The 22,015-nt window shown below is 62.5% G+C and carries 20 protein-coding genes; 8 read left to right on the top strand and 12 right to left on the bottom strand.

The window, feature by feature from the left end; genetic code table 11:
• Positions 1–37: 37 nt before the first annotated feature.
• From BTO02_RS31420 to BTO02_RS31405, 4 genes are all read right to left on the bottom strand, one after another.
• Positions 38–2,008: a beta-galactosidase gene (locus BTO02_RS31420; protein WP_075160881.1), complete on the bottom strand. Its 1,971-nt coding sequence runs from the start codon at positions 2,006–2,008 to the stop codon at positions 38–40.
• Positions 2,009–2,134: 126 nt separating this feature from the next.
• The gene (locus BTO02_RS31415; RefSeq protein ID WP_075160880.1) at positions 2,135–2,986 is read right to left on the bottom strand and encodes a carbohydrate ABC transporter permease; all 852 of its coding nucleotides are present in this window, start codon (positions 2,984–2,986) and stop codon (positions 2,135–2,137) included.
• 9 nt (positions 2,987–2,995) lie between these two features.
• Positions 2,996–3,910, bottom strand: a complete 915-nt coding sequence (locus tag BTO02_RS31410) for a carbohydrate ABC transporter permease (protein ID WP_075160879.1) — start codon at positions 3,908–3,910, stop codon at positions 2,996–2,998.
• 164 nt (positions 3,911–4,074) lie between these two features.
• Positions 4,075–5,316, bottom strand: coding sequence for an ABC transporter substrate-binding protein (locus BTO02_RS31405; RefSeq protein WP_075160878.1), 1,242 nt, complete (start codon positions 5,314–5,316; stop codon positions 4,075–4,077).
• A gap of 328 nt (positions 5,317–5,644) precedes the next feature.
• Between BTO02_RS31405 and BTO02_RS31400 the strand changes: the two genes are divergently transcribed.
• From BTO02_RS31400 to BTO02_RS31390, 3 genes are all read left to right on the top strand, one after another.
• Positions 5,645–6,673, top strand: a complete 1,029-nt coding sequence (locus BTO02_RS31400) for a LacI family DNA-binding transcriptional regulator (protein WP_075160877.1) — start codon at positions 5,645–5,647, stop codon at positions 6,671–6,673.
• A gap of 141 nt (positions 6,674–6,814) precedes the next feature.
• Complete coding sequence (locus BTO02_RS31395) at positions 6,815–7,093, top strand: DUF4148 domain-containing protein (RefSeq protein WP_075160876.1); 279 nt, start codon at positions 6,815–6,817, stop codon at positions 7,091–7,093.
• A gap of 149 nt (positions 7,094–7,242) precedes the next feature.
• Positions 7,243–8,457, top strand: coding sequence for a hypothetical protein (locus BTO02_RS31390; RefSeq protein WP_156884040.1), 1,215 nt, complete (start codon positions 7,243–7,245; stop codon positions 8,455–8,457).
• Between the two features lie 10 nt (positions 8,458–8,467).
• Here BTO02_RS31390 and BTO02_RS31385 read toward each other — a convergent pair whose 3' ends face one another.
• Entirely contained in the window at positions 8,468–9,754 is a 1,287-nt protein-coding gene (locus tag BTO02_RS31385; RefSeq protein ID WP_075160874.1) for a porin, read from the bottom strand.
• A gap of 365 nt (positions 9,755–10,119) precedes the next feature.
• On the opposite strand from BTO02_RS31385, the gene BTO02_RS31375 reads away from it, so the two are divergent.
• From BTO02_RS31375 to BTO02_RS31365, 3 genes are all read left to right on the top strand, one after another.
• Positions 10,120–10,809, top strand: a complete 690-nt coding sequence (locus BTO02_RS31375) for a response regulator transcription factor (RefSeq protein ID WP_075160872.1) — start codon at positions 10,120–10,122, stop codon at positions 10,807–10,809.
• 110 nt (positions 10,810–10,919) lie between these two features.
• Positions 10,920–12,263 carry a sensor histidine kinase gene (locus BTO02_RS31370; protein ID WP_198039349.1) on the top strand — a complete coding sequence of 448 codons (1,344 nt, stop codon included), beginning with the start codon at positions 10,920–10,922 and terminating at the stop codon, positions 12,261–12,263.
• A gap of 95 nt (positions 12,264–12,358) precedes the next feature.
• Complete coding sequence (locus BTO02_RS31365; RefSeq protein WP_075160871.1) at positions 12,359–13,123, top strand: response regulator transcription factor; 765 nt, start codon at positions 12,359–12,361, stop codon at positions 13,121–13,123.
• Positions 13,124–13,147: 24 nt separating this feature from the next.
• Here the strand turns inward: BTO02_RS31365 and BTO02_RS31360 are convergent, their stop codons facing one another.
• The 4 genes from BTO02_RS31360 to BTO02_RS31335 form a co-directional block, all read right to left on the bottom strand.
• Positions 13,148–13,429, bottom strand: a complete 282-nt coding sequence (locus BTO02_RS31360; protein WP_442953470.1) for a DUF4148 domain-containing protein — start codon at positions 13,427–13,429, stop codon at positions 13,148–13,150.
• Positions 13,430–13,945: 516 nt separating this feature from the next.
• Positions 13,946–14,620: a response regulator transcription factor gene (locus BTO02_RS31350; protein WP_075160869.1), complete on the bottom strand. Its 675-nt coding sequence runs from the start codon at positions 14,618–14,620 to the stop codon at positions 13,946–13,948.
• Positions 14,621–14,650: 30 nt separating this feature from the next.
• Entirely contained in the window at positions 14,651–15,574 is a 924-nt protein-coding gene (locus BTO02_RS31345; protein WP_075160868.1) for a LysR family transcriptional regulator, read from the bottom strand.
• A gap of 305 nt (positions 15,575–15,879) precedes the next feature.
• Entirely contained in the window at positions 15,880–16,254 is a 375-nt protein-coding gene (locus tag BTO02_RS31335; RefSeq protein WP_075160866.1) for a hypothetical protein, read from the bottom strand.
• 231 nt (positions 16,255–16,485) lie between these two features.
• On the opposite strand from BTO02_RS31335, the gene BTO02_RS31330 reads away from it, so the two are divergent.
• On the top strand, positions 16,486–16,818 hold the full coding sequence (locus tag BTO02_RS31330; RefSeq protein ID WP_075161569.1) for a DUF4148 domain-containing protein: 333 nt from the start codon (positions 16,486–16,488) through the stop codon (positions 16,816–16,818).
• An 8-nt stretch (positions 16,819–16,826) separates the two neighbouring features.
• Here BTO02_RS31330 and oxlT read toward each other — a convergent pair whose 3' ends face one another.
• From oxlT to BTO02_RS31315, 3 genes are all read right to left on the bottom strand, one after another.
• Positions 16,827–18,104 (bottom strand): oxalate/formate MFS antiporter, encoded by a 1,278-nt coding sequence (oxlT, locus tag BTO02_RS31325; RefSeq protein ID WP_075160865.1) that lies wholly within the window; start codon positions 18,102–18,104, stop codon positions 16,827–16,829.
• 338 nt (positions 18,105–18,442) lie between these two features.
• Positions 18,443–19,387 (bottom strand): S66 peptidase family protein, encoded by a 945-nt coding sequence (locus BTO02_RS31320; RefSeq protein WP_075160864.1) that lies wholly within the window; start codon positions 19,385–19,387, stop codon positions 18,443–18,445.
• 169 nt (positions 19,388–19,556) lie between these two features.
• Positions 19,557–19,805 carry a hypothetical protein gene (locus BTO02_RS31315; RefSeq protein WP_075160863.1) on the bottom strand — a complete coding sequence of 83 codons (249 nt, stop codon included), beginning with the start codon at positions 19,803–19,805 and terminating at the stop codon, positions 19,557–19,559.
• A 453-nt stretch (positions 19,806–20,258) separates the two neighbouring features.
• Here BTO02_RS31315 and BTO02_RS31310 point away from each other — a divergent pair, with 453 nt between their 5' ends.
• Entirely contained in the window at positions 20,259–21,839 is a 1,581-nt protein-coding gene (locus tag BTO02_RS31310; protein WP_075160862.1) for a complex I subunit 4 family protein, read from the top strand.
• The last annotated feature ends 176 nt before the right edge of the window (positions 21,840–22,015 follow it).

The following is a 22,015-nucleotide window of genomic DNA, read 5'->3' as shown; positions in this document are numbered from 1 at the left end:
GCTCGCAGCGCCGCCGTCGAATCGGCGCAGTTCCGATTCACACGACCCACGCGGCGACATCCGCCGGTCCGACCTCGCGATTGCCCAGCACGAAACGCGCATTGTCCGGCGCGTTTGCTCGCCATGCAACCTCGCCGTAGTTGAAAACGAATTGCAGGCGGCCCAATCGCTGCAAACGTACGCCTTCCGGCAGCGTCGTCACGTCGATTCCAGCGTCGCGTGCACAGAGCGCGAGCAGCGCGCGCAGCGATGCGTCGTCGAAACAGGCGGTGGCCATGCGCGTGCGCCCGCCCTGCACGACCGCGGGCAAACCATCGTCGAATACCGCGGTGACCGTTGTGCCGCTGCCGGGTTCGACGTAATCGCGCCAGCGCAACGCATGCCCTGGGACACCGTCGATCGTTACCGCCGGGCGCAGCGTCGGCCGCAGCGACTCGCTCTGCAGCACGCGTACGTTCAACGCGGCCTGCAACGGGCCCGGAGGCAGCGTCGCGGGAATCGTGAAGTCGCGCGTTCTCGAACCGGTGCGCGGGCCGAATAGCCATTGTGCATGGCCGCCTTCGATCTGCGCGACGAGGCTGTCCGGCACGATCGGCAACGACGGCGCCACGACGAGCGCGTAGCCCGATACATCCGCGTGTGGCGAGAGGATATCGATGTCGATGCCCATCGAGCGAAAGGCGCTGTACCACTCGAACACGCTGCGTTGATAGTCGAAATCGGCGCCATGCCGCTGGATCTGCACGATCCAGTCGGCTTCGTAATCGAACAGCAGCGCGACCGGTGCGCGTTGCTGTCGCGCGTTGCTTGCATTCGCAACGAATTCGGAATCGAATGCCGCGACCTCGCGCGCCACACGCGCAATTTCATGACCGCCGGCAGTCAGCGTGTCGTCGGGCGCGTTGATGCCCGAATGCATCTGCTCCTGCGCGAACGGCGCCTGACGCCAGCGGAAATACGATACGAGCTCGGCGCCGTGAGCGAACGCTTCCCATGTCCAGAGTCGCGTCATCCCGGCTTTGGGGATCGGGTTATAAGGCGCCCAGTTGACCGGCCCGACCTGCTGTTCCATTACCCACATGCGACCTTTGCCGACGCCGCGATAGAGATCGTGATTGAACGACGGAATGTCCGGATGGCCGCTTCTCGCCCAGCGATGCTTGACGTCGTCGTCGAACCACAGCACTTCGGTGCGCGCAAGCGGATAGCTGTCCCACGCTGCCACGTCGAGACCGCTCTTCGCGAATTCATAGTGATCGAATGCGGTAAAGAAGCCCATGAAGTTATGCAGCAGGTCGCGCCCGGGCGCATGCTCGCGGATCAGACTGCCTTGCAGCGCGTGAAAGCTTGCGGTTTCGGCGGACATGAAGCGCCGGAAGTCGAGCCAGTGGCTCGGGTTCGCGTCGGTCGGCGTGCGGTTCGGCAGGCCGATCTCGGCGAAATCGCGGTACTCCATGCTCCAGAATACGTTGCCCCACGCGTCGTTCAACGCACCGATTTCGCCGTAGCGCTGCGCGAGCCATTGCGTGAAGCGCACGCGCGCAGCCTCGGTATAGGTCGGCACCGTGTCGTGGCAGCCGAGTTCGTTATCGGTTTGCCATGCGACGACGGCGCGATGCTTGCCGTAACGCCGCACCATCTGCTCGACGATGCGCGCGCAATGTTCGCGATACGCGCTACTCGAAACGTCGTAGTGGCGGCGGGAACCGAAGTTGTACGTCATGCCGTTCTGCGCGACCGGCAGGATCTCCGGATGCTGATGAACGAGCCACATCGGCGGCGCGGCGGTCGGTGTGCCGAGCACGACTTCGAGACCGTGCTGCGCGAGCACGTCGATCACCGTGTCGAGCCATTCCCATTCGTAACGGCCCGGTTCCGGCTCCATCCGGCTCCACGCGAATTCCGCGATGCGCACGCGGCGAATGCCGAGCCCGGCCATGCGGCGCGCGTCGCTGTGCCATTTCTCGCGTGGCCATTGCTCGGGGTAGTAGCAGACTCCTAAACGCATGAGTGTCTCGCTTTCGTATCGATGAAGCCGTTGATGTCGGGAGGCACGCCCGCGCTGAACCGCGCACGTGCGTAAGCGTGCGAAGTAGTACGCATCGGCGCGGCGGCAGGAATTTTTCCGGCTGGCCTAACCTTTCGTCGCGCCGAACGTGAGGCCCGCGACGAAGTGTTTCTGCATGGCGAAGAACATCAGGACCGACGGCAGCGCGGCGAGTACCGAGCCGGCGGAAACGAGATTCCACGCGGTGGTCCACTGGCCGCGCAAGGCCGCGACGCCGACGGTGATCGGCGCGGCATCGTCGCCTTGCGTGAGGCACAGCGCCCAGAAGTAGTCGTTCCAGATGAACGTGAAGACGAGAATGCCGAGTGCGGCAAGCGCCGGACGCACGAGCGGCAGCACGATGCGCGCATAGATGGCCCATTCGCTCGCGCCTTCGACGCGCGCCGCTTCGATCAGCTCATAGGGCAGTTCGCGAATGAAGTTGCGCAGAAACAGCGTGCAAAAGCCGGTCTGGAAGGCGATATGAAACAGCATCAGCCCCCAGACGGTGTTGTAGAGCCCGAGGTCGAGCGTGAGTTGCCGCACCGGAATCATGAGGATCTGGATCGGCACGAAGTTGCCTGCGACGAAAATCGCGAGCAGCAACATGTTGCCGCGGAAACGATAGTTGGCGAGCGCGTGGCCGGCCATCGACGCGAGAAAAATCGACACCGCCACCGCCGGCAGCGTGATCAGCACGCTATTGAGGAAGTAATGCAGCATCGGCGTCTGCGTGAGCGCTATCCTGTAGTTCTCGACGAGCGCGAAATGCTGCGGCCAGCCCCAATAGTTGCCGGCTGAAAGCTCGTCGCTCGAGCGGATCGATGTGGTCAGCACCGCGATCAGCGGCAACAGCCACAGGAGCAGCGCGAACGGCAGCGACACCTTGTACAGCAGACGGTTGGCGGGGCGCCAGCGCGAAACGGGCATCGGATACATGGCGGGTCCTCACGATTCGCTGCGCACGAGACGGCGCAGCTGCCAGACAATAAAGGCAAGCATGATCAGGAACAGCACGACGGCGATCGCGGCAGAATAGCCGTCGCGGTAGTACTTGATCGCCTGGTCGTACATGTAATACGCGAGCACGGTCGAGCTGTCGAATGGACCGCCGCCGCTCATCACCGAAATCAGATCGAAGCTGCGCAGCGCGCCGATCACGGTCAACACGAACGCCATGAACGTGGCGGGGCGCAATTGCGGCAGGATGATGTGCCACAGCAGCTTGATGCCTTGCGCGCCTTCCATGCGCGCGGCTTCGATGATTTCGCTATTGATGCCGGTCAGGCCCGTCAGATAGAGAATCATGCAGAACGGAATTTGCGGCCACAGTGCAGCGAAAATAATGCCGTACGTCACATAGCGCGGATCGCCGAGCACCGGTATGCCGTGGCCGATAATCAGCTTCAGCAGGCCGAACGTCGGGTCGTAAAACCAGCTGAACACGAGGCCGACCACCACACCCGGCAGCACGAACGGCGCGAAGAACAGCGACTTCACAAGCCTTATGCCGCGTACGTTCTGGTTCAGATAGAGGGCGAACGCAAGACCGATCGGCGGTGCGAGCAGAAACAGCACGAGCCACAGCACGTTGTTTTTCAGCGCGACGTAAAACGTGTCGGTCTGGATCAGCTCCGCGTAGTTCGCGAAGCCGATAAACGTGCGCGGCGTCATGCCGTCCCAGTTGTAGAAGCTGAGCACGATGCTGTTCAGCACCGGGTAGACAACATAGATCGTAAAGATCAACGCGCCAGGCAGCAGAAACATCAGCGCCGCGCGGTTGCGTCTTTTGTTCAGCGGCGACTGGCTTTTGCGGCGAACGCGGCTTGCGCTTGCGGCGTGATCGGACAAGGTAGTGGACATACGTTTCCTCGCGCGGGGCTACGGCGTGGGTTGCGCTGCGGGCCCGTTGAACCGGCGGCGGCTTCAGCGGCAGCATCCGGATCTGGCTCCGAAAGGGGCGGCCCTTGAATGGCCGGGCAGGGTAGCCCGGCCAGCATTGGACTCGTCGCGAGCCCCTGTTTGTGTCACTTATGGTCGATGCGCTTGCGGGTCTGTTCCAGTCGGGCCAGGATCGCGTCGATCTGGCTCGGGTCGTTGAAGAATTGCTGCATACCCTTCATTCCCTCGTCGGCCATCTCCTTCGTCATGTCGCGATCGTAGAATTGCGCGACGCCACCTGGCGTGTTCGACAGGATCTGGAAGCCGATCTTCGAGATCGCGTCCTGCGGCTCCGGCGCCTTGTTGTTCGACGGCAGCTGTCCCCAGCCCTTCGCGAGCTCGCCGTTGATTTCAGGCGTGGACATGAAAGCGAGCAGCCGGTGCGCGTCCTTCCTGTTCGCCGCCTTCGCCGGAATCATGAGGATGTTGACCGGACCGTCTTCGGCCATCGGCACAGCCGCGTCGATCACCGGGAAGCGGAAGTAGCTCATCTGCTCGCGCGTCGCATCGGGCAGGGCCGCCGAGAAGAACGTGCCCATCAGCATCATCGCGGCTTTGCCGTTCACGAGCAGCGGGCTGACCGAATCGACGTCGTACGACAGCGCGTTGTCGACGAAGTACTTGTCGTCGATCAAGGTCTTCCATGTCGTATAGACTTTCTTGACGCGCGGGTCGGTGTACGGGATGTCGCCTGCCATCAGCTGTTCGTGGAACGCGTAACCGTTGATGCGCAGGTCCAGATAGTCGAACCATGCGGCAAGCGTCCACGAATCTTTCGCCGGTACGGCGATCGGTGCGATACCGGCTGCTTTGAGCTTCTTGCAGTCTTCGAGGAATTCATTCCACGTTTTGGGCTCCGATGCAATGCCGGCCTTCTGGAACAGATCCTTGCGATAGAAGAAGCCATAAGAGTCGTAGCCGAGCGGCGCCGCATACTGCTTGCCCGCGTAGGTTGAAGGCGGTTTGACCGACGCATACGTCTGGTTCCAGCCGTTCTTCTGCCAGTCGGCGCTCAGGTCGTCGAGCAGACCGCGCTTGGCGAAGTACGCCATCCGTTCGCCGTTGTGCCAGCTCAACACGTCGGGCGGATCGGTCGCGAGCCAGCCGGAAATCTGCACCTTGTACGCTTCTTCGCCGACGTAGGTCACCTTCAGATCGATGTCGGGGTTCGCTTTCTGAAACTGGTCGAAAGCGCTTTGCCAGACCGCGCGTTGATTGCCGCGCGCCGATACGTTGACCTTCAGCGTCGCGGCCTCGACGTACGCGCCCGCGCCGAGTGCGAAGCATGCAATGCCCGCGAGCAGCAGGCGGCTTGCCTTGAATTTCATCGTTGTCTCCAGTCCCATCCAGATAGTCGTATGTCTCGTTTTATGACGGCGGCGACGCGGGAGCGACTGCTTTCTCCGCACCGCTTGCATACGGCTTTTCACAAGCGGGTAGAAAATTTAAGCGCTTAAATTTTTGCTTGCAATACGCTCATTTGCTTTACCATGTGCCGCGTCTGCCTCCGTTGCGCTAAAAGTAGCCGAGCCGTTCCGCCTACGCAACCTTTGGAATGGCGTCTTAATATATGGGCAAAAATGCGTACCATGACGCACCTGAAACGCCACGCGCGAGCGGCCATCGCGCGTTTACCCGCATGCGCGCGCGCCGCCGATGGTGACGCTCGCTGAAGTCGCGCGGCACGCGCAGGTGACGGCGGCTACCGTATCGAACGCGCTGCGCAATCCGCAAAAAGTGCGGCCCGCCACAGTCGACCGCGTCATGGCGGCGGTGCGCGAACTCGGCTACCGGCCGAACCTCACTGCACGCGCGCTCGCGGAAGGCCGCACCTCGACGCTCGCGTTGATGCTGTCGAATATTTCGAACCCGTTCTACCCGGAGTTCGTGCTCGAAGCGGAGGCCGCGGCGCGTCGCCACGGTTACTTCCTGCTTGTTTGCAATACTGACGATAACCCTGCCATTGCACGCGCATACCTCGACAAGATCGCCGGCACGCTGGCAGCCGGCGTGATCGTGATGAACACCGATGTCAGCGCGGACGAACTCGCGGGCATCGCCGCGCGCGGATCCACGCTCGCGCTATGCATGTGGGAAGGCGCGAAGACATCGCGTGCGCTGCCATGCGTCACAGTCGACTACGAATATGCGGGCGCGCTCGCTGCCGACCATCTCGCCGGCCTTGGGCATCGCCGCATCGGCACGCTGCTCGGCGACGGATCGGGCGGCCCGCAATCGCTGCGACTGAAAGGCTTTGTCGATACGCTAGCCGCGCGCGGAGTCGACACGACCGCCTTGCATGCCGCATCATGCCGCGATTCGATCGAAGGCGGCTACGAAGCGGCGCGCGCGTTGCTCGCCGCGCATCCGCAACTCACTGCACTATTCGCGACGAACGACCTGATGGCAATCGGCGCCATCCAGGCGGCAGCCGACAGCGGCCGGCAGGTACCGCACGAGCTGTCCGTGATCGGCCTGACCAATATTCATCTCGCGCATCAATTCCGGCCCGCGCTGACGACGGTACATTTTCCGACCGCGTCTATCGCATCGATTGCGGTCGCATTGACGATCGACCGCATCGAGGGCCGCAAGGCGAAACGCGACGCGTACAAGGTGCCGCTGCCCGAACTCGTGGTCCGCGATTCGACGGCGCCGGTAGCGCGCCGCACGCGTCGCAAGTAACCGGTGTAGTGTGCGGCTTGGTGAGATTTGTTGAATGGAACAGCAGGGAAAGCCGGGACGTTATTGAAATAGACGATCGCGATGCAGTTGCATGCGTCGCTATCTGCAAGACAGCTATTCAATTGACGGACGGAATATCCCATGAAAGCAAGTATCGGCACATTGGTTGCGATCGTGACATTCGCTTCGAGCACGGCAGTTTTCGCGCAGGCCTATAACGACGCGCCAACGCCGCAGCGACCACAGCAAGCGCAAACTCAAGCACAACAGAACCCCGCAGGCACGCAGACGCAGCAATGGGTGGCACCGGACACTGCATATGTGGGCAAGACGCGCGCACAGATCTATGACGAACTCGTTCGGGCCCAGCGCGACGGACAAATCGCGTATCTGAACAAAACCGTATACGCGCACCACTGAACTGCCGCTGAGCCGGCCCGTTCTTTTCGGTTCACTGACTTCCCGCTACGGCGCAGCGGTCGATCATGAATAGATAGGACCCCCGCGGGCAACGCACCCATAGAATCAGACCATCGGCTTGGCACTTCAACTTCAAAGAGGATGGTCACGTGCGAGTTTCGGCGAATCGCGATAACGGCGTGGCGCCCGCCAGTCCGGATGAAGACGGTCGCGCTCATACCGGATCGGGGCAAAACAGCAGGGCAGGCAACGATGCGCACGGTTCGAGCCATCAAACGGTTCGCCGGCATACACCGAGCCACGGCTCAACGGGTAGCGGCAACCGTGCCACCGGCGGTTTCCACGCCCATTGGCTCGGCGCCGGCGCTATTTCGTTGCCGGGTCAGGTGAAAGCGGCCGTCGACAATCCGAACGCGTTCAACTCCCTCGGGGCCGCGACCAGCGCGACGATGACTGCGGCGGAATACCTCGCTCTGATCGGCAGAAACAGCAGCAAGACGCTCAGCGGGCTTTACCGCGGCTCGATGTGGGCTGGCGCAATGATCAATGCCGGCATGGATCTGTATGGCCTGGGCCTCAACGCGACCGGGTTGGCCAACCATCCGGATTCCGAAATGGCCAAATGGTATCTTGCGAACAGCGCCGTTCACACGTTCGCGGACGGCGCGGCAATGGCATTGATGCCGCTCTCACCCGCGATTGCCTTCGCGCCATTGGTGCTGCCCGACTTCGCGGAAATCGGGCGTGCGGCCGAGCTGCTGAACCAGAAAAACGATCTCGAGCAGAAAGGCCAGCAGACGGAGGCGAATGCGACGGGGCAATCGCATGCGCTTGCGGCGTTGAGCGCGACGCCGGTCGTGAACTGGTTCGCGCCGTTCTACCAGAATGCGCTGACGCCCGATGTCGAGAAGTTCGAGCATGCGCACGGCAATTTCGATGGCGATCCCGCACCAGCCGAACTGCCACCGGGCACCGGAAACAATCCGACCGTGACGGACTACTACGCCAATGCGATGAAGGAGCGTGCGGATCGCGTGGCGCAAGACATGACGCCGTTCCTGCGCGATGCCGCGCAAAAGAACGGCAAGGAATACGTGAGCCTGCTTTCTCACTGGCCGCAAACATTCTGCTGGCCGTCGAGCGGCAAACCGATGCGCAGCTTCGATCGCTCACTCGTGCTGACCTATTCGCGCGAGAGCGATACGGTCGTCCCGACCTTTTTCGGCAGGGACGTCGACGGGAGTTTCCGCGCGCCGCCGTATAACCACGACATTGCGCTGCAGCAAGGCGATCGGCATCTGTTCTATTTCTCGAGAATGCTCGATCCGGCGAGGACAGACGAGATGCCGCGGCTACACGAATAACGGACGTCGATCAGAATAACGTGCGTATGCCGGTCGCAAGAATGTAGTTCGTCGATTGAAAGCCGTCGAAGGCGGCGCCATTGAACTTCGAGAACATGTAACCGGCGTATACGTCCGTGCGTCGCGTGAAGTGATAGTCGGCAAGCAGCGAGTACTGCCACTGGTTGCCGCCCAATACGCCTTGCGACTGCTCCGTCTGCGTATCGTAAATGCCGGCTGCGACGTCGAAGCTCGGCGTGAACTGATAGTCGCCGCCGAAGAAGTAGACGTTGGTCGTGGTCGTCGTCGTGGTGTTGCTGAGCGCGCCTGTGAAGCCGAAATAGTCGACCGTCGTGCCGGGCGTGACGGGGTCGCTCGGCGGCTTGATCACGAAGCGCTCGTAGCCGCCTTTGATCGTCGCCTTGCCGATCAGGTACCGGGCCGCGATCATATAGTCGTAGTCGTCGTTGAGCGACAGCGCGCCGACGTTGGTGCCGACGAGCGGGCTATCGATCGCATTCGCGCCGACGAGTGCGCCCGAGTGCACGATATCGCGCGCTTCGTAGTAAGTCGCCTGAATGCCGAATGCGTTGTTCTGGTAACCGGCCACGGCACCGAAGGTCGAGCCGTCGCCGAAGTGCCCTGCGACGCCGCCGAAGCTATAAGAAAGGCCGAAGTTGAAATCGCCTACATGGTTCGTGTATTTGATGTTGTTGTCGGTTCGGGATCCTTCCGTAATTCCGCCTGACGAATACGATCCCGAGAAGCCGATCGGCGAGAACAGCTGCGACTGGAACAGCGGGTCGTACGCGGTGATCACGTCGAAGCCGAATGTCGTCGAACGGCCGAATTCGACGGAACCAAACTTGCCGTCGCGCAGTCCGACATAAGCTGCGCGGTTGAACAACTGCCCGTCAAGCGCCGATGCGGCCCCTACCGTGTTTTTGGAGCCTGCAATCGAAGCGGCCGCGTTGGCCAACTGACCTGACTGTTCATTGAAGCCCGATTCGAGGTCGAAGAACGCATTCAGTCCACCGCCGAGATTTTCATTGCCGCGTATGCCCCATCGAGAGTCGGAGATGCCGCCGTTGAAAAGGCCGTAAACCGGATGCTGGAACTGCGTACCGACCTTGCTGACGGGATTGACCGTGGTCGGAAACGACGCACTCGCGTTCGCGCTATGTTCGACCACACCCACCGCAACGTCCATCACCCCGTAAAGCGTGACGCTGTTGCTGTCGTCCGCGTGCGCGGCATCGATCAGCGATCCGAGCACGAGTGCCGCGACCCAGCGCTTTTTACCCGTTATTTTCACCATCTAACGTCTCCATGCATTGATTTCCTTCATCCCGTCCTGCCGCAATCCTTGGCGGCCGGTGTAACCGGCGAAGCGGATGCGCTTCAGGCCGACGGAATGTAGCAGTGCAACGGAAAGGCGCGACGTGCAATGAACTCTTCCGAAAAACTGAATCGACGCGAGAACCGGTGTGCGCTTGATGCATCGCGCAAACATGAAACTTTTTTCATTGAATTGCTACAGTTCGGTTGGATAGCCGCGCGTAAGCTCTCAGTAACGAAACGGGGCGGATGCTCGATAAACGGCATCGGTTGCAGCCGGGCGAGGCAGTCCCGGGAGCGACGAGAACGCGACGACGAAGCGACCGGCGAGGCGAGTAAAAGACCATGTTGAAAGTGCTGACGATCGAAGACGACGAAATCGCCGCGGGCGAGATCGTCAACGAACTGAGCCGTAGGGGGTTTGCCGTGCACTGGATCGACAACGGCAAGGAGGGGATGGTCTGCGCGTTGAGCGACGACTATGATGTGATCACGCTCGACCGCATGTTGCCGGGCATGGACGGCCTGTCGATTCTCACGACCATGCGCAGCATCGGCGTGACGACGCCGGTGCTGATGCTAAGCGCGCTCGGCGACGTCGACGAGCGCGTGCGCGGCCTGCGCGCCGGCGGCGACGACTATCTGACGAAGCCCTTCGATCCCGAAGAGATGGTCGCGCGGCTCGAAGTGCTGCTGCGCAGACGCAACGCACCGGTGCCGCAATCGGAAGCGGTTTTGAGCGTGGGGCCGATCGAGCTCGATCTCGTCTCGCGCAAGGTTCGCCGCGACGGCGAGGAGATCGCGCTACTGCCGACCGAATACCGCGTGCTTGAATATATGATGCGTCATGCCGGGCGCACGATTACGCGCACGATGCTGTTCGAAGCGGTGTGGGGCTACCACTTCGATCCAGGCACGAATCTGATCGACGTGCATATGGGGCGCTTGCGCAAGAAGCTCGATCCGCCAGGCGCGCGCGCGATGATCCATACGATGCGGGGGTCCGGCTATATGTTCGGCGAGGAGCAACGTTGAGCACCCTTTCATCGACTGCCTCATCGACCTCTTCATCGGGACCGTCCGGTCCCTCAGGCACGCGGGCGCCCGATATCGGTCGGCGCTGGCACGCCGCGACGTTCCGTCTGCTGTCCGTCTATGGGCTGATTTTCGCGGTATCGGTCATACTTTTGCTCGGCTTCATGAGCTGGGTCGTGACCGGCGAAATGGAGCGCCAGAACGATCTCGTGATGGACTGGCAGCTCACGTATTTCGCTGCGATACCGCGCGCCCAGCTGGCCGAGACGATCGGGCACCGGCTCGAGCACGAGCGCATGCATGCTGCGTACTACGGCCTGTTTCGCGCGGACGGCCAGCATCTGGCCGGCGACATCATGCAAGTCCCGCCTGGCATACGCACCGATCGCAAGGGGGTCACGCTCGATCACACGCTGCCCGTAGCCAGTGCTCAACCGGCGCCCGTCGTGCGCGCGATGGCCGACCGGCGCCATGACGGCAATATCCTCGTGGTCGCGCGCGACCTCACGCATATCATCCGCATTCGCGACACGATACTGAACGCGCTGCTGTTCAGCAGCGGCCTTTGTCTCGCAGCAGGCGTCGTCGGCGGCTTCGCGCTCGGCATGCGGCAGATGCGGCGCGTGCGCGAGATCCGGCGCGTGACGCAACTGATCGCGCAAGGCGATCTGAACCAGCGCCTGCCTGTCGGTGGCCGCGACGAGCTCGACATGCTGTCGCATCTCGTCAACCACATGCTCGACGAAGTCGAGCGTTTGATGACGGAAGTGAAGGGGGCCTGCGATGGCATCGCACACGACCTGCGCACGCCGCTCGCGCATGTCAGATCCCTGCTGGCCCGTATCGACGAAAGTGCGCGCGACATGAGCGAAGATGGGCGCACGCTGGCATGGATGCCGATGCTCGAGCGCGCGCGAGAGGAAACCGACCAGTTGCTCGACCGCTTTCGCGCGATGCTGCGCATTTCGGAAATCGGCTCGCTCAAACGGCGTGGCGGCTTCGCGGAAATCCAACTCGAAGCGCTCGTGCGCGACGTGTGCGACCTTTACGAGCCGCTTGCGGAAAGCCGGTCGATTTCGCTTGCCGTCGAAGCGACCGCGGTTCAGGTCGTGCATGGCGACCGCGCGCTGCTGTTCGAAGCGTTGAGCAACCTGCTCGACAACGCGCTGAAATTCACGCCGGCCGGCGGGGCTGTGCGTGTGACGCTCACGCAAACGCGCGACGGCCCGCAAGTGGATGTGATCGATAACGGGCCTGGCATTCCGGTCGAAGAACGCCATGCGGTGATGCAACGCTTTTATCGCGGCGAGCATACGCGGCATATTGCGGGCTCGGGCCTGGGACTGGGCATCGTGTCGGCCGTGATGAGGGTTCACGATTTTTCCGCACGCATCGGCAGTGCCGAGCCCGGCACGCAAGTGAGCATCGAATGCTGGCCGCACACGCTTGCGTGAACGCGAATGGACATGCATGTGCCTACCTCGGGCGCGCCTGTGCGCGCTCACCCCGACCAACCTTCGTGATTTCGTGACTATCCGTCACCGTTCGCATGCGCATACTTCTGATCTCCACGAATCATCCGGAAGCCACGTGGCTGCATAAGGCTTTTCGCGAAAGCGCGCATAGCGTGCAGCGCGTCGACAATAGTCGCGATGGCGCCTTCGTTGCCGCGCACGACCCCTTCGACGCCGTGGTTGCGCTCGCGATGGAGCCCGGGGCGCAAGCCGATCTGCTGGACGCGCTGCCGGCGTTGTCGGCTGTCGACGATACGCCGGTCATCGTCGCGCTCGTGCGCGGGCTCGACGCGGCGCAGCGCGTACGCATGCTGCGCGCGGGGGCGGATGCGTGTCTGACGCCGCCCTATTCGTTTGTCGAGATCCAGGAGCGGATTGCGGCCTTGCAGCGGATGGCGACGGCATTGCCGGCAAAGTCGGCGCAAGCGATACAGGCGGCACAAGGGGCACAAGCGACGCAAGCGCCACAAGCGTGGCAGCCGGCTCAACCCACGCAGGCAATGGCGCTACAGACCGCCGTGCATCTCGATGCGGCCACGCGCGAACTCGTGGCCGGCGTGGGCCGGGTCGCGCTGACGAGGCGCGAGTACCAGCTGCTCGAATGCCTGCTGCGCCGGTTCGACGCGCCGGTGCCGCGCGATCAGCTGATCCGTTACGCGTGGTCGGAGAAGGAAGAGGTCGATCCGGCATGCGTGAACCTCGTCGTGTCGCGCTTGCGCCGCAAGCTGGCCGGTCGCTGCCCGCAGGTGCGGATCGACACGGTGAGCCGCTTCGGCTATCAGTTGTCGGCGCAAGCGTGAGCGGATCGCTCGTCTCCAGCATGCTCAACCGTGCGAGTACAGCGTCTTGTTCAGGTACTGAAGCTGCCCGTCCTGTTCGGCATGAACGAGGTCCTGATAGACCTGCGCGCGCGTGAGGCCCGTTACGGGCTGACCATACGGCGGCGTCCATTGGCCGGCTTGCGAGCCCGCGGACGGCGCAGTGACAGGCGCGGGAGCGGCTTGGGTAGCGGCGTTCATGCCCGCCGGTGCGGAGGTTTGTGCGAAAACCGGGCTGCACAGCGTGGCGCCGGTGAGTGCGAAGCTAACCAGTACGAGTTTCATCATGATATTCGTCATCCTAAGGGTATAAAGAAATCGACCGTCGTCGATGGACTGCGAATGAATCGCTAACGGTCTGGATTCAGTGTAAGCAGCGCCCGATAGCCGTTCGGCCGTAACACGATGAAAACTCGTTCATCCTGCGGCGAGCCGAGGACGCTCTCGACGTCGCCGCGCCCGCGACACGAGCGCGATTCGATGTGCTGGATATCATTGGCATTCATGCCAGGCGAGCGCTTCTCGCACGTCATTGCGCGGCCGGGCAGGGGGCATCCGGTCGCAGACCGTGGTGGTTTCAAACCACCGCGATCAGCGGATGCAGACGTACGGGGAAATAATCGGAAGACGCGCACGGCCGCCGAGTGAGCCGTACAGCGGTATCAGCAGCGCCGGCGCGAAGCAGCGCCAGCGAGATCAACGTCCAGGGCCGGTCAGCGCCGGGCGGACGACTTTCAGTTCAGTCAGTTCGGCGTCGGGCGCGTGTGACGTTCGACGGTTGCGGGCTGCGTAGGTTCGGGCGAGTTAGCCGAGCAGGTAGCCGGAACCGCGCACCGTGCGGATCAGCGGCGGCTCGCCGCCCGCTTCGAGCTTGCGGCGCAAGCGGCCGATATGCACATCGATGAGGTTCGTGCCCGGGTCGTAGCGGCCGCCCCAGACGCCTTCGAAAATCATCGTGCGCGTCATCACCTGGCCCGCGTGGCGCATCATGAATTCGAGCAGACGGAACTCGGTCGGCTGCAAGGTCACGTTGCGCTCGCGTGCCGTGACGCGTCTGCGCATGCGGTCCAGTTCGAGCGGCCCGACCCGCAGCACGATCGGTTCGGGCGCGTGGCGCGGGCGGCGCCGCAATAGCACTTCGACACGTGCCGACATTTCATCGGCCGAAAACGGCTTGATCAGATAGTCGTCGCTGCCGGCGCGCAGGCCTTCGATGCGTTGCTCGACGCCGTCGAGCGCGCTCATCACGAGCACCGGTGTCTCGATGCCGGCGCCGCGCATCGTCGAGACAATCTTGAGGCCGTCGAGATCGGGCAGCACGCGGTCCACGGTGATCACGTCGTAAGCGTCGGACATCGCCTTGACGAGGCCTTCGCGGCCCGTGCGCGCGACGTCGACGGCAAGTCCGCTTGCACTCAGCGCACGCACGATGTCGCCGACGACCCATTCGTCGTCTTCGATGGTGAGGATTCTGGCCATGGGCTCGATTGCTCGTCTGTTCGGGCGGCGTTACGCGACCGCGCGCAACGATGTTTTGCGCTCTTCGGAGCGGAACCGTGCGACGGTGAAGTCGACGAACGCGCGCACTTTGGCCGTCAGATGATTGCGGCCCGAATAGACGATCGAGAAATGGCGTGCGGAGTCGTTGAGCGGAAAACGTTCGAGCACCGGCGCCAGCGCACCGCTTGCAAGCTCGCGCGCGACGCTCGGTGCGGGCAGCAGCGCAATGCCCATATGGCTCAATGCGGCCATGCGCAGCATGGCGGTGTTGGTCGCGCGCAAGCTGTAGCGCACGGGCACGCGATACGCGCCATGCGCATCGGCGAATTCCCACGCGCGTGCGGCGCCGTTCGCGGGGCCCAGCAAAGAATGCGTGCTGAGCATCGACGGATTGAGCGGCGTACCTTGTCGCGCAAGATAGGAAGGGGACGCGACGAGCACGCTGCGGTATTGCATCAGCGTGCGGCCGACCAGCGAAGTACCGACGAGGCGATCGTCGTCGGTGAAGCCGACGTCGAAGCCGCCTTCGATCAGATCGAGATTCGCCTCGAAGGTTGCGACTTCGAAGTCGACGCCCGGTTCGGCCACGCGATAGTCCGCAAGCAGTGCGGCAAGCTCGGTGTTCGCGAACGTCGTCGACGCGGCAATGCGCACCGTGCCGTGCGGCGAATGCGCCGTGCGCGTCAGATTCGCATCCATTTCGTCGAGATTCGCAACGATCGCGCGACAGCCGTCGAGATAACGTGCGCCTGCCTCGGTTAGCGAAAGACTGCGTGTCGAGCGATTGATCAGACGTGTGTTCAGATGCGCTTCGAGCATATTGACACTGCGCGTGACCGCCGCGGCCGACATGCCGAGCTGGCGCGAGGCAATCGAGAAGCTGCTCAGTTCGACGACGCGCATGAAGACACGCATGGACTGGAGTTGATTCATTTCGACGAGCCCTCTACGTTGGACGTTGCGAATGATCGTCCAGTCGAACTAACAGCGGATCGCCGTCAACGTGAACGATTCTTTATATTTCGGATTGCTTGTCGTCTCGTCGTGAATGCGGTTTCGCACATCGATCAGGTGCGTAAAAAATAGGGAAGTTGCGCGTGCAACTATCTTGATGCGCGCGATGAAAAGCAGGAGGAGGCGGAGAAAAGCCGCAGCAGGCAGCGCCGGTATGCGAGCGACGGCGTCATGCCGTGCCCGCATGCGTCACGCGAAAGTGAAATGGCGAAGAGAAAGGGAAGTCAGTTCGGCATGCTGTACGTTTCGTGAGACGCGTCCGCATGCTCGGTCAGCGCGTCGATCAGTTTGACGAGGCTTTCCTTCGGCACGGCGAAACCGGTCCAGTTGAAACCCGTGTGCCGGAAGAACAGCACGGCGCCTTCGAATACGGGGTTTTTCTCGGTGTACCAGCATGGATCGATTTCGACCACATAGCGATGCTGGCGGGATATCTGTGGCGGGATCGCAGGCTGCATCTTCGCGCGTAGGACCGCGAGATGTTCGATCAGTGCATCGAGATCGGGCGCGTCGAGTATCGACACGCTGCGGTCGATCGTCACGCGCAGCGCCTGTCCGCTGTAGTCGCTGACGAGTTCCACTTGCATGGGGTGGTGCATATAGGCTCCTGCCGCTGCTGAACGGCAGAAGTATGCGCGTGAAGCCGCGCCCGGCGAGTAGAAGTCGGACAGTGAAATGATGAAACTTGTTTCATGGAACCAGCCGGCGGGATGCCGGCGGCGTGAGCCGATCGCGCGATCCTAACAGAACGTTCATCTGTTGTTTTGCGGTTCGATACGTCGCGCGGACCATCCTTGGACTGTCACAACATCGCGCAAGGAGCGGACGACATGAAACCTTTCTGGATCAAAACGGCAGCGACGCTTTGCGTGTTGCTCGCAAGCGGCGCTGCGTCGGCAAGCAAGCTGACGCCAGGCGAATGCAACGACTATCCTTTCAAGCCGCTCTCGGGTGCCGTCACGCATGCGCAGCTCATGCAGGAACTCAGCGAGCTGGAATCGGTCGGCTACGATCCCTCAGCGGGTGGCGACGACTACTACCCGTCGGACATCGAGGCCGCGCAAGCGCGGCTCGCAGTCAAGTATCGTGCCGACTGTCTCGGCGAAAACGTGAAGGTGCCGAAGTCGACAAGCGTGTGGGAAAACACGTTTGGTTCCTACTGATGCGGATGTTACGGCTGCGCGCGAACGAACTTCGCGCGCGCCGGCTTCAGCACGAAGAGCGCAAGCACGGCGGTCACGATATCGAGCGTGATTGCGCAGGCAAACACCGGCACCCAGCTGCCCGTATGCTGATGCAGCAGCGCGGCAAGCGGTCCGCCGAAGATCGAGCCGACGCCGAATGAGATGTAGAGCCAGCCATAATTCGCCGTGGCGAAGCGCGTGCCGAAGGTGTCGGTCAGCGTCGACGGGAACAGCGAGAAGATCTCGCCCCAGCCGAAGAACACGACGCCCGACAGCAGCACGAACAGCACGGCGTCGTCACGGGTGAGCAGCCACAGCGTCATGGCGATGCCTTCGAGCGCGAACGCGAAGCCCATCGTATTTTCGCGGCCGAGTTTGTCGGAGACCCAGCCGAACAGCGGTCGGGTCAGGCCGTTCGTGAAACGGTCAATGGTCAGCGCGAGCGGCAGGGCGGCGAGCCCGAACACGAGCACTTTGCTGACGCCGAAATCGGCCGCGAAGCTCGCCATCTGCGAGGTGACCATGAGGCCCGAGGTCGACATCATCGTCATCATCGCGAACATGAGCCAGAAGATCGGCGTCTTCAACATTTCGGACGGACGGTATTCACGCGTGGACGAGTGAGCCGCAGCCGCCGTGTTCGCGTCCGCTTGCGGCGGCACACGCAATCCTTGCGATGCGACGAAGCCGACGACGGCGAAGATCATGCCGTACAGCCACAACGTCGACTCGATGCCGTGCGCAGCCAGCGAGGCGGAAATCGGAAACGTCGTGACGATCGCGCCCATGCCGTAGCCGGCCGCGACCGCGCCGGCGGCCATGCCGCGGCGATCCGGAAACCAGCGCACCATGAGGCCGACGACGCCGACATACACGATGCCGGTGCCGAGACCGCCAAGGCCGCCATAGGTGAGGTACAGCGCCGTCGTGCTCGACGCATGCGATGCGAGCATCCAGCTGACGCCCGCGAGCAGCGTGCCGATCGAGATCAGCTTACGCGGCCCGAAGCGATCGATCAGTGCGCCCTGGAACGGCGAAAAGAAAGCCTGCAGAAAGACGAGAATCGAAAACGTGACCTGCACTTCGGGCAGCGAGATGCCGAGCTTCGCCATCAGCGGTTTCGTCATCAGCGTCCACACGTATTGCGGGCTCGAGATCGACATCATGCAGACGAGGCCGAGCGCGAGCTGCAGCCAGCGCATGGAAGTCGCGGAACGCGCGCCCGAGGATGCGGCGTGATCGAGCGACTGTACAGGGGTGTTCATCGGTGATTCTCCGTTGCGAGATTGCGTGGGACAGGCGGTGCGTTATTTCGTGTTCTGTTATCGAGTCCTGCACCAGGACCGCCGACATGAGCGAGAACCATGCCAAAGGCATTGCCGCGAGCCGCGACAGTGCGCCCGGACAGGCCGGATGCGGGTTGACGGATGAATGGCGGGCGCAGAAATCCGCGCGTCGGCTCAGTGCTCGATGCGCCCGCACGAGGCGTGGGCAGAGGAATGGTGGTTGCGCGCGGTGCGTGAGCCCTGCGCTGGTGCGCGACACGGGCTGCAGCGCGCACCGTTAATGCGCGCGCTGTAAAGCCGACGCAAGGTCCGCGTGTCTACCTGGACAAGTTCGACAGCAGTGACGACGCAACGACGGGATCGGCGTCGGCATCGGCATCGCGCGACGCGTCGAGCAGAAGCTGATTTTCGACGATGCGCGCGGGCGCCCCATACGTCCACGCGACATTCTGCGCGGCATGTCCGAACGGCATGCCGGCAAAGATCGGCACGCCATAAGGCGCAAGCAGATCGACGAAGATGTCGTGCAGCGTATAGTCGGCTCCTTCGGGCAGCGGGCAACGCACGAACTCGCCGAACACGAAAGCGCGCGCACCGTCGAAGGTCGCGCTTTCCTTGAGCAGCGTGATGCTGCGGTCGAGCCGGTAACCGAGTTCGGTGATGTCTTCGAGCAGCACGATCGCGTCGTGGCAGTCGGCTTGCCAGCGCGTGCCCGCGACGCTCGCGAGCGTCGTGATGTTGCCGCCGTGCAGATGGCCGCGCACGGGCGTGTGCGGTCCGTGCAGATGCATGAGCGAAATGGCAGGCGCACCGCCCGCAACGTCGTTCGTGAGCGCGGTCAGCACGCTTTGCCGCGAGGCGTCGTCGACATGGGAGGCGAGGCTGCCGAGCGACGGTCCGTGTATGAGCCGTGCGTTCGGCATGCCGTTCATCGCGCAGAACAGGGAAGTCGCATCGGAAAAGCCGATCACCGTCTTTTCACGCGGCAGTACCGGCGGAATCGCGGGCAGGCAGTGCACGCAGCCATAGCCGCCGCGCGCAACCCAGACGATATCGATCGACGGGTCTGTCAAAGCCCATGCGAGGTCCGCACGGCGCTCTTCATGCGTGCCGGCGAAGGTGCGAAAGCGCTTCGTCACATGCGTGCCGACGCGCACTTCGAGCCCCCAGCTCTCGAGCAACGCGATGCCGTGTGCAACGTTGTTCATATCCGGTACGCCGGCCGGCGCGATGACGCCGACGGTTCGTCCTTTCAGATGCATAAGCGTGTCCCCTGGCCGTTCGTCATGCCGATCGAAGATCGGCGATTCGATTGCCGTTCATTATTGTGCAGATCGGGGAAGGCGGACAGGGACTCGCGCATCGCGCGCAAGCGGCGATGCGCAATAACAGCTTTGAAGCGACTTTGAAGCAATGGAGTCGTGCGGCTCGTCAATCCCGCGCGATCAGATCGCCGATCTGCGCGCGGCCGGTCACGAAGCAGCTCGACCTGAACGCGTCGCCCTGATTCGTCGCACCGGCATCCGAAAAGCCCTTGTTCAGTGCATCGAGCCGCACGAGGTCCGCTCCCGCGGCGCAGCTGATCGATGCCTGCTCATGTGCCTGCACGTGCATCGCGGTTCGGTCGGCAATCAGAAAGCCGACCAGCACGACGACTGCGATATTGAAAGCTCGTCTCATCGGGTTGTCTCCTCCCTTGCTAGAGCCTAACGCGAAGCCCCTGCGTCCCATGCCAGGGATTTCCCGTTTTCGTGTGACTTTTTTCGCTACGGACGCGTTGAACGCGTGGTAATTCGGCGACAGAACGTCGTGGCAAAAGGTCCCGTTATTGCCCGCAAAAAGCGCACCGCGGCCCACGGCAAATCCCGCCAAGCTTTGTGTGTTGTGCGAAGCACAACAGCAGTCGGTCTGGCAACCCTCACAGCAGCAATGACTCGTTGCGCTCACCACTATTTTTTGGTGCGCTGCAAAACATTGTCTAAACGGTTATGCTCGTTAACCCTGACGGGTTGGTTTCAACCGCGCCCGTCTGATGTCCTCCTTTCTGTTTTATTTCCGCAATCAGTTTGTAATCGATTCCCTTTCGGTTGCGACAGCCGGGCTGTCGCTATGCTTAGAGTTCCAGTCAATCTCATGCAATTCCCTCCGTTACTCAGCCTGCTGATCTGGATTCCGATCGTGGCTGGCCTAGTCGTGCTGTGCGCGGGTTCGGATCGCGCGCTCAACCGCACCCGCTGGCTCGCGCTGGTCGGCGCGATCGCCGCTCTCCTGCCGGCCGTGCCGCTGGTGCAAGGCTTTCGCAACAACGTCGTCGCGATGCAGTTCGTCGAGAACAAGCCGTGGCTGCCGTCGTTCGGCGTGGCGTGGCATCTCGGCGTCGATGGCATTTCGCTGTGGTTTACCGTGCTGACGGCGATCACGACCGTCATCGTCGTGATCGCATCGTGGCAGTCGATCACGAAGCGCGTCGCACAGTACTTCGGTGCATTCCTGCTGTTGTCGGGCTTCATGCAAGGCGTGTTCACGGCGCAGGACGGCATGCTGTTCTTCGTGTTCTTCGAAGCGACGCTGATCCCGCTGTATCTGCTGATCGGCACCTGGGGTCAGTCGAATCGCGCGCATGCCGCGCTGCGCTTTTTCCTTTTCTCGCTGACGGGCTCGCTCGCGATGCTCGCGGCGATGCTGTACCTGTACTCGCAGTCGCATAGCTTCGACCTCGCGCAGTGGCGTTCGCTGCAAATCGACTTCATGCCGCAGGTGCTGATCTTCCTGTGCTTCTTTGCCGCGTTTTCGGTGAAGGTGCCGATGTGGCCCGTGCATACGTGGCTGCCCGACGTGCACCTCGAAGGGCCGACCGCGGCGGCCGTGCTGCTCGGCATGCTGAAGATCGGCGGCTATGGTCTGTTGCGCTTCGCGTTGCCGATCGTGCCGCAAGCGAGCCACTTCTTCGCACCGGCTGTCATTACGCTGTCGCTCGTCGCGGTGATCTACGCGAGCCTCGTCGCGCTCGTGCAAACGGACATCCGCAAGCTGCTCGCGTATTCGGCGATCGCGCATATGGGCCTCGTCACGCTGGGCCTGTTCGTGTTCACGCGCATTTCGATGGAAGGCGCGGTCGTGCAGATGCTGTCGTACGGCATCGTATCCGGCGCGATGCTGCTGTGCTCGGGCATGCTCTACGATCGCACGCAAAGCGGCTCGATCGATGCGTATGGCGGCGTGGTCAACACCATGCCGCGCTTCGCCGTCTTCGTGATGCTGTTTTCGATGGCCAACGTGGGCTTGCCGGGCACGTCCGGTTTCGTCGGCGAGTTCATGGTGCTGATGGGCACGATCCAGTTCAACTTCTGGATCGGCGCGATCGCCGCACTGACGCTGATCCTCAGTGCGGCGTACACGCTGTGGATGGTCAAGCGCGTGATCTTCGGCGCGCTCGCCAATGCGCAGGTCGCGAAGCTCGCCGATGTCGGCAAGCGGGAGTTCGTGCTGCTGGGCGCGCTCGCGGTGCTCGTGCTCGCGATCGGTATCGATCCGAAGCCGTTCACCGATGCGATCGATGCGACGGCCGGCGAAGTGCTCGCGCAGGCCGAAGGGACAGCGGCCAATGGCGCCACGCGCGTGGCCGATAGCCGCGTCGCATCTGATGTGCATGCCGCGCCGGCCTCGGGCGCGCAGCATATCGTAGTCGTCGATCGCGATCGCCCGCGCGGCTGATTGCGCGTCCTGAAAGCCGCAGGCGCCGCGCTTGCCGCGCGCGCCTCGCTTTCTTCAGCCCTTGCCGAAAAGATTCATCGCGAGGCAAGGGTTTCCCTCTACAAATCTGCAGCCCGTTCCTGTCGTTATATGGAATGGGCATAGTTCGTCGTCGCGTGGATGCCGACGTATTGCCT

It is taken from the genome of Paraburkholderia sp. SOS3 (genome assembly GCF_001922345.1).
Classification (GTDB): Bacteria; Pseudomonadota; Gammaproteobacteria; order Burkholderiales; family Burkholderiaceae; genus Paraburkholderia.
Note: the sequence above shows the minus strand (reverse complement) of the source record. Positions and strands in the feature narration are given on the sequence as shown.